Annotated in this window: 12 protein-coding genes; 4 read left to right on the forward strand and 8 right to left on the reverse strand. The window is 42.3% G+C overall.

Translation table 11 applies throughout. From position 1 onward, the window contains the following. Nucleotides 1–22: 22 nt before the first annotated feature. Together hisG and MHB45_RS22975 are read right to left on the reverse strand one after the other, a co-directional pair. Nucleotides 23–652, reverse strand: a complete 630-nt coding sequence (gene hisG / locus MHB45_RS22970) for an ATP phosphoribosyltransferase (RefSeq protein ID WP_034311625.1) — start codon at nt 650–652, stop codon at nt 23–25. Beyond that, nucleotides 645–1,829 (reverse strand): ATP phosphoribosyltransferase regulatory subunit, encoded by a 1,185-nt coding sequence (locus MHB45_RS22975; protein ID WP_072272263.1) that lies wholly within the window; start codon nt 1,827–1,829, stop codon nt 645–647. Before MHB45_RS22975 ends, hisG begins: the two co-directional genes overlap by 8 nt. A 471-nt stretch (nt 1,830–2,300) precedes the next feature. Here MHB45_RS22975 and MHB45_RS22980 point away from each other — a divergent pair, with 471 nt between their 5' ends. The 3 genes from MHB45_RS22980 (at nt 2,301) to MHB45_RS22990 (ending at nt 4,215) form a co-directional block, all read left to right on the forward strand. Then, nucleotides 2,301–3,359, forward strand: a complete 1,059-nt coding sequence (locus MHB45_RS22980) for a processed acidic surface protein (protein ID WP_048687997.1) — start codon at nt 2,301–2,303, stop codon at nt 3,357–3,359. Between the two features lies 1 nt (nt 3,360). Continuing rightward, nucleotides 3,361–3,993: a class D sortase gene (locus tag MHB45_RS22985; RefSeq protein ID WP_176702812.1), complete on the forward strand. Its 633-nt coding sequence runs from the start codon at nt 3,361–3,363 to the stop codon at nt 3,991–3,993. 78 nt (nt 3,994–4,071) lie between these two features. Continuing rightward, the gene (locus MHB45_RS22990) at nt 4,072–4,215 is read left to right on the forward strand and encodes a hypothetical protein (RefSeq protein ID WP_153246169.1); all 144 of its coding nucleotides are present in this window, start codon (nt 4,072–4,074) and stop codon (nt 4,213–4,215) included. A gap of 37 nt (nt 4,216–4,252) precedes the next feature. Here the strand turns inward: MHB45_RS22990 and MHB45_RS22995 are convergent, their stop codons facing one another. From MHB45_RS22995 to MHB45_RS23020, 6 genes are all read right to left on the reverse strand, one after another. Then, nucleotides 4,253–4,771 carry an acyltransferase gene (locus MHB45_RS22995; RefSeq protein ID WP_048687993.1) on the reverse strand — a complete coding sequence of 173 codons (519 nt, stop codon included), beginning with the start codon at nt 4,769–4,771 and terminating at the stop codon, nt 4,253–4,255. Next, nucleotides 4,768–5,439 (reverse strand): pyrophosphatase PpaX, encoded by a 672-nt coding sequence (gene ppaX, locus MHB45_RS23000; protein ID WP_048687991.1) that lies wholly within the window; start codon nt 5,437–5,439, stop codon nt 4,768–4,770. The genes MHB45_RS22995 and ppaX overlap by 4 nt, the downstream gene beginning before the upstream one ends. Continuing rightward, nucleotides 5,429–6,373 carry a nucleoside recognition domain-containing protein gene (locus MHB45_RS23005; protein ID WP_340908113.1) on the reverse strand — a complete coding sequence of 315 codons (945 nt, stop codon included), beginning with the start codon at nt 6,371–6,373 and terminating at the stop codon, nt 5,429–5,431. The genes ppaX and MHB45_RS23005 overlap by 11 nt, the downstream gene beginning before the upstream one ends. Nucleotides 6,374–6,400: 27 nt before the next feature. Then, nucleotides 6,401–7,213, reverse strand: a complete 813-nt coding sequence (gene lgt, locus MHB45_RS23010) for a prolipoprotein diacylglyceryl transferase (protein ID WP_034309934.1) — start codon at nt 7,211–7,213, stop codon at nt 6,401–6,403. Nucleotides 7,214–7,239: 26 nt separating this feature from the next. Then, complete coding sequence (gene hprK / locus MHB45_RS23015; RefSeq protein ID WP_048687982.1) at nt 7,240–8,175, reverse strand: HPr(Ser) kinase/phosphatase; 936 nt, start codon at nt 8,173–8,175, stop codon at nt 7,240–7,242. A gap of 542 nt (nt 8,176–8,717) precedes the next feature. After that, nucleotides 8,718–9,818 (reverse strand): DUF4097 family beta strand repeat-containing protein, encoded by a 1,101-nt coding sequence (locus MHB45_RS23020; protein ID WP_072273722.1) that lies wholly within the window; start codon nt 9,816–9,818, stop codon nt 8,718–8,720. A 501-nt stretch (nt 9,819–10,319) separates the two neighbouring features. Between MHB45_RS23020 and MHB45_RS23025 the strand changes: the two genes are divergently transcribed. Beyond that, nucleotides 10,320–11,678, forward strand: a complete 1,359-nt coding sequence (locus MHB45_RS23025) for an IS1182 family transposase (RefSeq protein ID WP_072272405.1) — start codon at nt 10,320–10,322, stop codon at nt 11,676–11,678. Nucleotides 11,679–11,760 lie beyond the last annotated feature (82 nt).

The raw sequence follows: 11,760 nt of genomic DNA on the forward strand, positions 1-11,760 counted from the left end.
TCACCTCATTAGCGATTCTTTACTATTCAATAATTTCTGCTAGCCGTTCCACGATTTCGGTAATCCTTGCTTCTTTAATTCGATAGCTGACAGGGTTTGCTACCAGCCTCGAAGTCACATTGGCGATTTTCGCATATTCCACAAGACCGTTTTCCTTCAATGTCCGCCCGGTTGAAACGATATCGACGATTCGTTCAGCTAAACCAATTAACGGTGCTAACTCAATAGACCCATTCAACTTTATAATCTCGACTTGCTCCCCCTGCTCGCGAAAATAACTGGAAGCAACATTCGGGTATTTACTGGCTATTTTGGGGGCGATGTCACTTATTTTCGTACCTGGCAGTCCAGCTACAGCCAAGTAGCAGGCACTGATTTTCAAATCAAGTAACTCATAGACATCACGTTCTTCCTCAAGCATGACATCCTTCCCTGCAATTCCAATGTCAGCGACGCCGTGTTCCACATAGGTTACGACATCCATCGGTTTAGCTAAAATGAACCGCAGATTCTCTTCTTCCACCTCAAGGATCAATTTCCGGGAATCATCAAACTCGGGAGGGAGACGAAAACCGGCCCTTCTTAATAGCTCTGCCGCTTCTTCAAATATTCTCCCTTTCGGCATGGCAATCGTTAAAAAGCTATTATTCATCTTTTCCATTCCCCCCGTTCCCCACGAATAAATAAACTTCAGAAAATGTCCGTGTAAAAGCATCGACATTTTGGACGACTGTAATATCCTGAATCGTTACCAATTTCCCTACGGAGCGTTTTTCCCTTGCAAAACCGATCGCTTCCAATCTTCGTTCGGGACTGAATAAAATACATTCTGGCGCGACAGGCTGAATCGGCTCCCCAAGAGCTTCTGCAAGACGATCCACCCGGATTGCAAAACCTGTGGCCGAAGCATTCCAGCCGAACTTCTCAAGCAGATTATCATACCGGCCACCATTGCCGATTGGAGAACCGACTTGTCCGGCATACACTTCAAATAAAGTTCCCGTGTAATAACTCATATGACTGACCAATGTTAGGTCGAAGCTCACATATTGTTCAACGTCAAATTCTTTTAGCTGCGCAGACAATTCCTTCAGTTCAGCCAAAGAATCTTGCCCTTTATTATTTTCAACCAACCCTAGCGCCTTTTCCACGGTTCCTTCACTGCCACGTAAGGAGGTAAATTCGATAAGCCGTTGTTTATCAATGGATGAAAGCGGCAGTGATTTAACATGCTCGCGATAACCAACATAATTTTTTTCATACAAAAACTTCCTTAATATAGAGGCCCTTTCCTCCGTACCTAGAATACTCAAGAAAAACTCTTGCAGAAATCCGATATGTCCAATGGAAATTTTAAATTCCTGAAGCCCTGCAGCCTTTAGAGCATCCGCAAGCAGGGCAATCATTTCAGCATCGGCACTTATTGACTTATTTCCGATACATTCAATGCCAATCTGTTCGAATTCTGCCGGCCTGCCTCCTTCACGCTGCTGTGCCCGGTATACATTCGCGGAATAGGCCAGGCGAAGCGGAATTTGCTGTTTTAGCAGCTTGGATGCTGCGACCCGTGCAATGGGCGCTGTCATCTCGGGACGAAGTACGAGCGTATGCCCCTGGGAATCAAGAAGTTTAAACAACTGTTGATCCAATATTGCTGAAGCCTCGCCAATTGTTTCATAATATTCCAAAGCTGGCGTTTCAATAAATTGATAGCCCCACTTCTTGATTTCATCACTCATTTTATTTCTGGCCGACACTTTCGTTTCATACAGCACCGGCAATGTATCTCTCATGCCTAATGGTTTTTCAAACATAAATGGCTTTGTCACGACTGCACATCCTTTTGCAATATTGATTACTATCTATATCCAATCGGTCCGCCTTAGGCAAAAACCGATGCACCCATTCCCTATTTTGTTTATCCCTTTATCTTTCCAAGGTTTTCACGCTTAAATCCAATTTTCGGATAACATATAAAAATAGTATCAAATTAAATGACATAATCATATAAATAATCGCAATAATCTATTAAATTACTTTAGTTCGCTAATATGGTAGCAGGTTGAAGTTATTAATAGTTTACCCCCGCCCCCACCTCACGTCAAGGAAAATATGCCTAATCCCATTCCTTCCATACCACGTCGGTCTTGAATATTCTTCACGATCGGTTTAAGCCCTTTTCCCCAGACAATTCCTCCTATCTTTAGCCATTCATTGTTATTAATGTGTACCTTTTGGTTTAGCTGTTTTATAATACATAGGGGTTTGGCAATATTAGAGAAATTTAGGGGGATATGGGAATGAAGAAATATTTTTCGTTTTTTGTGGCACTTATCGTTCTTTTTTCACTGGGTTCAAGCGGAACGAAGGGTTTTGCGGCAACTAAGATCAACCAGGATGAGCTTAATGCATACCTTTCTGAAGTTAGAATGACGCAAGAAGAATTGGAAGAGTATTTATCCTATTACGACTTAACATTGAATGAATTGAAATCGGCAGAAGAGTTGCGTGAAACATTAGGACCTGCCGTCACTCCTGAGACCTTACAGAATCTACTTAAACAATATGAAATGACAGAAGCTGAACTTACTGAATTACTAATGGAATACGGCGAACTGGAAGAGGGGGATTCCATCATCGATACCTTCCATTTCATTTACGACATTGAGGATATCATCGATTTAGAAATGAATTATGATGAGGAAGAGATGGAATATGATGAAGAAGAGATCAGCGATTTAATGGATGGTCTCTTTACTGAGATCGGCCTTACGGACGAAGAGCTCGACAGATTCATGAACCACCTTTTGCCTATCGTCGAAGACCCTTCTTTTGAATCTCGTTTAATGGCGATCTCCGATAGGATGAATCAACTAGAGTATTTTGAAACAATTGATGAATTATCTGCAGAACAAGTGGCAGAATTGCTTTCGATATATAATGATCTTCAAAGCTTGCTGCAAATTCAATTCAAATTCGCTTTAATTCAGGATGGTGCCAAGACAAACCTTTCCCTTGATGCATTATTCCAGCTTAAGGAATTGACGAATGCTAGTTTACTAGTTTCCATTTATGATTTAAACGGCAAGTTCCTGCTCGATTTTACATTGACCGGTGAAATGATCGGTTCCGATTTAGTGAAAGAAACCGGCAATGACATGAAACAGTCCACTGAGGTCATTTCTAAAGTGGCTGAGGTAAAAAAAGAAAAGAAGAAACCGGCAAAACCTGAGCATAAAACGGAAAAAGGCGGAGTGCTTCCTAAAACGGCAGGTAATTATTTATTCGGTGCTTTATTCGGTTTAGTGTTGATGGGTATCGCTTTCGGATTAATTAGAAAAGCGAGACTCACTAATTAAGATGAGCAAAAAAAGGCAATCCAGGCATAAGAAAAAATCGTTGCTTATCACTGCTGTATGCTTTTTGACCTTAGGTTTTTATTTTACAACGACAAACGCTTATACGCTGTTAAAAGGCTATGCCCTATATAAATGGAATAATTCTGACACGACGGAAGCAACGGCTAAGCTCCCCGAACCGAAGACGAAAGCAGATAATCCTGATGGCATTGAACTATATGAAGAACGACCGGAAACCGGTGATTTGATGGGTGAGCTATATATTCCAAAAATCGAAGCAACACTCCCGATTTATCACGGAACGTACGAAGATGAGCTCGAAAAGGGCGTCGGCCATTATGCGTGGTCCGTCCTTCCCGGTGAAAAGGATAATTCCGTTTTATCCGGTCATCGAGATACAATTTTCAGAGATCTAGGTGAAGTCGGCGAGGGTGACTTGCTGATTGCCAAGACAGAAGCAGGTACGTTTACATATAAAGTGAGGAAGGTCCGTATCGTCGATGCAGATGACCGTACCGTGATCGTTCCCAAGCCTAAAGCCACACTTACAGTAACAACCTGCTACCCGTTTTCATATATTGGTAGTGCACCGGAACGGTACGTATTGGTTGCCGATTTATTGAAATCGGAATAGATAAATGAGATGCGGGGCTGAAGTCGTTCAGCTCCCTCTTCATAAATCTTTACTAGATGATAGGAGGACAAGCTCAATATGGAAAAACAGGCACAGGAAAGGTTTTTTCAAATTTTAAAAGAAACGTATGAAGCGACGGTGAACCAGGAAAATGTATCAATCAACGAAGTGATAGAGCGTCTAAAGAATGAACTGACTCCGTTATACCCAAAATGCCATTAAAAAAGGACCTGCCGCATATAGGGGCAAGTCCCTTTTTTCATAAGGAGGTTTGCTGCTCTCTCTCAAGCATTTCCTCTTTGGTATATATGATTTTCATTGGATTCCCGCCAACGAAAGCTCCCTCCGGAACATCCTTATGGACAAGCGTCCCCGCAGAGACAATCGCCCCATTACCAATTGAAAGTCCTGGAAGAATGGTCGAATTCGCGCCAATCAATACTTCATCGCCAATGACCACTTCTCCTAAACGATATTCATGAATCAAATATTCATGAGCAAGGATCGTCGTATTATAGCCAATGACAGTATTTATTCCGACCGTTATTTTTTCCGGAAACATCACATCCGGCATGACCATCAAGGCAAACGAAGTATGCTTCCCGACCTTCATATGTAAAAAAGTCCTGTATAGCCAATTCTTCATGCCCAGAAAAGGCGTGTAACGCGCTAGCTGTATCACCACAAAATTCTTGACGACTTTCCAGAATGGAACGGTCTTATATACATGCCATAGTGAATTGGCCCCTTCAACTGGATAGCGGGACGTGCGTCTCATTTTTTTCTAGCCTCCGTGAGTTTTTCAACCTCAACGATACTCAATAAATCCGCCATCTGCTCAAGCATATAATCAGGGTGATAGCTTTCCAGTAATTCACGGCCTTTAATGGACCAGGAGACCCCTGCCGTTTTTGTACCTGTATTTTTCCCGCCCATGATATCATGATAACTGTCGCCAATCATGATCGCTTCTTCAGGAACCGAACCGAGCTGATGTAAAGCTTTTACCAAAGGCTCTGGGTCCGGCTTTGCCTTTTCCACCTCATCCAGTGTGACCACCACTTCAAAGAACTGATCCAGATTGCTTAAACGCAGGCCCTTTTCGACGACATCGCGCTTCTTTGTCGTTACGACTGCCAATTTATAACCGCTCTGCTTCAGCGTTTGAACGGTTTCGAACACCCCGTCAAATTGTGTGACAAGCAAATCATGGTTCCTCCAATTATGCTCCCGATAGTATGCGATCATTTCATCCACACGTTTTGGATCGATGGAAGAAAACGTATCGACCAAAGTCGGTCCGATAAATGGAATGATATCTTCCCGATTGTACTTTCCAGGACAAAAGTGGTTTAAAGTTTCTGTAAAAGAGGCGATGATCAATTCATTTGTATTGATCAACGTACCATCAAGATCAAATAATAATGTAGTTATGTTACTGTTCATATACAGCTTCCTTTCTCTGTACCCTATCAGTCCGATTCCATATATACGCAACGACCATCGTTAAAACAATGGCAGTGAGCAGCCGAATAAGTAACAACGGCAAGACCGGAATCCCCAGCGGAATAAAAATCAGTGTGTCTTCTACAACAGCATGGCAGGCAACTAAAAAGATGAATGCAATCGTCATATCCTTCTTCGAAACATTATCCTCTTTAGCCGCTTGAATCATCACGCCTGCACCATATGCCAAACCGAGAGTCAGGCCTGTAACGAAAGGCATGGAAGCATTCGGCTTCATCCCCAGGACCTTCATGAAAGGGGCAACGGCTTTCGAGAAGGCTTCCAGCCACTTTAAATCCTTCATGATTTGAACCGCAACCATGAGCGGAATAACGATGACCGCCAGCTGGCCAATGCCTGAAAGGGCCTGGATGACCCCATGGAAAAGGATTGCTCCCGTTCCGTTAATCTCTGCAGCCTGCCCGATAGCCGTTCCTTGGGCCATTTCAGATCCGCCCTGCCAAACAAGATTGATGACGACAGCGGACAAAAGCGCAAGCCCGATCCGTACTGTTAGGATGACCCACAGCTTGACACCGGTTTTCATCGCCACACCTGACTCGATCAATAAATTATGTGAAAAAGATAGCATCATAGCGATGATAAAAACTTCTTTCACAGTCAAATCAAGCGTTAATATGCCTGCAATCGCTGCGTATAAATTCAGGAAATTCCCTAATACAAGCGGAATTGCAGCATCCCCTGGAAGACCGATGAGATTCATCAAAGGCGCTATCAAGTTGATGATGAACGGCAATACAGGCGTATATTGAAGCACAGTGACGATCAGAGTAACCGGAAATATCACTTTCCCCAAAGACCAGGTTGTATTCAAGCCTGAAAGAAGTCCCTTTTTAACCGAATCCACTATCACTATGCCCTCTCCCTTTTCACATATTACCTATGCATCTAAATATCTTTTGTCTGCATGCCCGCGGACCCTTCTATAGACCACTAAAGCAATGGCTACAGCTATCAACACTATCGAAATCACTTGTGCGATACGCAGTGACTCCGTCAGCATCAAACTGTCCGTCCGCAATCCTTCGATGAAATAACGTCCGATGGAATACCATATTACATAGGTTAAAAACAGTTCCCCCCTGCGCAAGTTCACTTTCCGTAAACTTAAGAGAATTATGACTCCGAGGATATTCCAAATCGATTCATACAAGAAGGTTGGGTGATAATACGTACCGTTTATGTACATTTGATTTATGATGAATTCAGGCAAATGCATATTTTCAAGGAATGACCGTGTTACTTCTCCCCCATGCGCTTCCTGATTCATGAAATTACCCCAACGGCCAATCGCCTGCCCCAACAATAAGCTCGGTGCAGCAATATCCACCAGCTTCCAAAATGAGACCTTCTTGACCTTTGCAAAAACGATTGCAGTCAGCACCGATCCGATCAACGCACCATGTATGGCAATTCCGCCATTCCATATTTTTATGATATCCCCCGGGTTTTGTGAATAGTACTCCCATTGGAAGATCACATAATAAATACGGGCACTAATGATCGCGATCGGGACAGCAAACAAAATCAAATCAGTAAATATTTCCTTATCAAGACCTCTTCGCTCCGACTCCCTTAATGCGATAATAAGACCCAATAACACACCGAAACCGATGATTAGCCCATACCAATGTACCTGAATGGGACCTAGATCAATCGCTATCGGATTCAGCGGCTGTATTCCTTGTTCCATTTTGTCCCCTCTTTTCCTATAACCTTTTAAAATTCATCATGTTCCGGATCTGCAATGGCATGGTTCAAGCGATCTGAAAACTGTTCTGCAGCATTTACTCCCATTCGTTTCAGGCGGTAATTCATGGCTGCCACTTCAATGATAACAGCTAAATTTCGCCCTGGACGGACAGGTACGGTAATTTTCGTCACTTCCGTATCGATGATTTTCATTTTCTCTTCATCAAGGCCAACCCGGTCATACTGCTTATTTTTTTCCCATAGTTCCAGATTGATGACGATTGAGATCTTTTTATTGCTGCGGACTGCACCAGCTCCAAAAAGTGTCATTACATTTATGATTCCCAATCCCCTAATTTCAAGAAGATGTTCAATTAAATCCGGGGCATTCCCGACTAGCGTATCTTGATCTTCCTGCCTGATTTCGACACAGTCATCGGCTACGAGGCGATGACCCCGTTTCACTAATTCCAGGGCTGTCTCACTTTTACCGACTCCGCTTTTACCGGTGATCAACACACCTAAACCATAGATATCCACCAATACACCATGAACGGCAGTGGTTGGTGCCAACCTGCTTTCAAGGAAATTTGTCAGACGGCTGTATAACCTTGTCGTCTTCATATTGGATCTCATCACAGGAACGGATTCCCGCTCAGAAGCTTCGATCAATTCTAACGGCACTTCCTGACCACGCGTAATGATGATGCCTGGAGTAAAGTCCCGGCACAACTCTTCCATCCTCTGTATTCGATCCGGTTCATTCAACCGATTAAAAAAGGACATCTCCGTCATACCTAACAGCTGTACTCGATCTGCGGGATAATAATCAAAAAAACCGGCTATTTCAAGTCCGGGACGAGATAAATCACTCGTGACGATCGGTCGGTTAATTCCTTCTTCCCCACTGATAAGTTCTAGACCGAACGCTTCTACTATATCCTTTGTACGGACTTTTGCCATATATCTTTCCTCCTTTTGGAGCGATGCTATTTTTTGAGATACTTTTTCTATTTTAGCATTTTTCTGTTAATAACCAAACAATGCATTATCGATTTATCGTTTTTTTATTCACTCCGCACGGATGATGGCAGCGGGATGGCCCCATAACCAGTAAAGAGAGGAGAGGGACATACATGAATCCTTACACCAAAATAAAAGCAAGCCCGGCAGTTTATATTGGCGGGCTCTCTTAGTAGACAAAAGAGGGAGAATAATGTTCCTGAACCAACTCCAACGCAAAACCTTCAACTCCTTAAATATGGTTTCTATCTAAATTTAATAACAAATTTGATTGGAGAGGAAGGTACGAGACTCCTGCGGGCAAAGCGCGTCTAGGGGAGACCCCACAGGCGCAAGCCGAGGAGACTCCACGACCGCCTCTGGATAAGCGAGTGGCTGGAGCGGAAATCAACATCCAAATTGTACAATCCAAAAAAAAATGCAGGCAAACTCATTTTCAGAGAGTTTGCATGCATTTTGCGCCGCCAGTGAACTTTCCCTTTTCAGGAAACCGTTATTGCTGCAGTCTTCGTTTCTGCAAAAACATGAAGCACAGGAACCTCTTCTTTAACTGTCTTGAACTTAAGGACCTTCTGAACCACATCACTTTTCTCTTCGATGATGGTCATCCCTTCCAAAGTTACATTAAAGCTTCCTAAATTGGATTTCAACTCTCCTTCGATCGCCTTACCTGGAGGCAGGGTCAGCTGGACTTTTCCAGTGACTGACTTAGCATGGATCGAATCGCAATCCATCCCTGAATTCGTACAGATGACTTCACCATTGAACGTTTGAACATCCAATTTCTTGAAGTACCCATCGGCATTAATCGCTCCATTCAGGGTCTCGGCTTCCAAGTCATTAAAATTTGTATCTGAAATGGTGATCATCCCGTTACCAGTTTCAAGCTCACAGGAATCACCCGTACCCTGCATGATATGAATGGCACCATTCGCCGTTTTCGCTTTAAAGTTCTCTGATTTCAATGATTCAGCCGTGATTGCGCCATTGAACATCCTTACATGAATGTCCTCATATTCTTTTCTTGGAATGTACATGGTCGTATCAACCTTTATGGATTTTTCACGAACCATGAACTTCAATTTTCCATTTTCAATCGTGAAATCGACTTCTTCCAAAAAGTTTTTCCTGGCTTCTTCTATATCTTCCACACGGTATACCTTAGCTTGGCATTCCACCCGGACATCATCATGGTCCCATGCGGCGATTTTCATTTTCCCATTCGCTATATCTACATCAACTACATTCAGGAAATCTTGATCATGCTGGAAAATATGACTGACCTCCACAGATTTCCCGAAATTGAAATCAAGATCCGTTTCTTTGATTTTCTTAAAAGCACTTTCAACGAAATCCATAATCTTTTCTTTCGATGACTGGATATTCTTCTTAAACGTATCCTGATTGCTTCCTTCGCTTTTCTTATCCACGACTACCGTCGATAATTCATTTTGCAATTTCTGCTCTTTAGCTTCACTTTCCTGACTGGCTTTATCTAATTCTTCCAATAGGCCCATGGCTTCTTCCGCTGATAACTTTCCATCCTGAATCATTTCTAAAATTCTCTTTCTTTCCTCCTGCATGAACATTCCTCGCTTTCTTCTATCATTTTATTCATACATACGCCTAGATATCTAAAAAGTTTCATAAATACCGTTTTTCCCATCATTCGACAAACGAAAATGACAATTTCCGAAAAGGAAGATGTTTGATTTCCCCGGAAATATCTTGTTTTCCCATTCTTTAATCAAATGATTGATTAAATGCACACCGTCATTTTTCTACAAAAAAACAAGCCTGATGGCTTGTTCCAGACTGTAGACAAACTCGATGAAAATCGAGTTTGTCTATTTTTATGGCTTGTACAATTTGGACGTTGATTTCCACTCCAGGCACTCGCTTTCCGCGGGCGGTCGGGGAGCCTCCTCGGCTTTCGCCTGCGGGGTCTCCCCTAGACGCGCTTTTCCCGCAGGAGTCTCGTACCTTCCGTTCCAATCAACTTTGTCTTACCTTTTAGATAGAACACTTTTGCCTGGAGTCATGTTTGTTTTAAAATAGAAGTATTAAAACTTGAGGTGATGAGGATGCTTTCTAAACATGATTCTATTCAGCGAGATCAACTTGAAATGATTACTTTAGATCAATTGGTGCCACCGAACCATTTGGTTCGTAAAATGGAGGCTGCCATTGACTTCACTTTCATTTATGACTTGGTGAAAGATATGTATTCAGAGGTAGGACGCCCAAGTATTGATCCAGTTATTTTAGTTAAACTGACTTTCATTCAATATACCTTCGGTATTCGTTCCATGCGTAAAACGATTGAAGAAGTTGAAACCAATATGGCTTACCGTTGGTTCTTAGGCTATGGTTTCCATGATAAAGTACCTCATTTCTCTACGTTCGGGAAAAATTATGAGCGACGCTTCAAAGATACAGATCTGTTTGAACAGATTTTCTATCGCATTTTAATGACAGCTGCTAATAAAAAGTTAATAAGTGCTGAACACGTTTTCGTGGATTCCACACATGTGAAAGCCAGTGCGAATAAACGGAAATTTGAAAAGAAAATCGTTCGTAAAGAAACACGAGCGTATCAAGGACGTCTTCAAGAAGAAATCAATCAAGATCGTGAAAACCATGGAAAAAAGCCTTTTCCACCAGATAAATTTGATAAAGAAGAGACCAAAGAGATTAAAGAAAGTACAACGGATTCTGAGAGTGGCTACTATGTGAAAGATGAACGAACAAAACAGTTTGCCTATTCATTCCACGCGGCCGCAGACCGCAACGGTTTTGTATTGGGAACGATTGTAACACCTGGAAATACACATGACAGTCAGATCTTAGAGCCACTAGTTGAACAAGTGATTGAGAAAGTTGGAAAACCGGAAGCCGTTGCCGCAGATGCAGCTTATAAAACACCAGCGATTACAAGCTACCTATTTAACAAAGAAATCATACCGGCTTTACCTTATACACGTCCTCGCACCAAAGAAGGATTTTTCCGCAAACAGGACTATGTATACGATGAACATTTTGATTGTTACCTTTGCCCTTCGGGCGAAACTTTAAAGTACTCAACAACAAATAAAGAGGGCTATCGCGAGTACAAATCGCCAAAACAAATTTGTACAACATGCTCATTTTTATCTCGGTGTACAGAAAGCAAAGACTGTCAAAAAGTGGTGACACGGCATATCTGGCAAACACATGTGGAAGAAGCAGATCATCTGCGTCATCATCAAGATGTAAAACCTATATATGCAAAACGTAAAGAAACGATTGAGCGTGTATTCGCAGATGCAAAAGAAAAGCATGGTATGCGTTGGACTACTTTAAGGGGACTTAAAAAATTGTCGATGCAGGCGATGCTTACTTTCGCTGCCATTAATTTAAAGAAGATGGCCAATTGGACATGGCAAGGTCCAAAAATGGCCTAACATAGTGGGCTCGTAGAGCCCCAATCTCTAAACTTTAGGCGAAAATTCAAAGGGAATTTCAAAAGGGGTTCAGAATTTTTTA

This window comes from Peribacillus sp. FSL K6-5616 (genome assembly GCF_038008245.1).
Classification (GTDB): domain Bacteria; phylum Bacillota; class Bacilli; order Bacillales; family DSM-1321; genus Peribacillus; species Peribacillus frigoritolerans.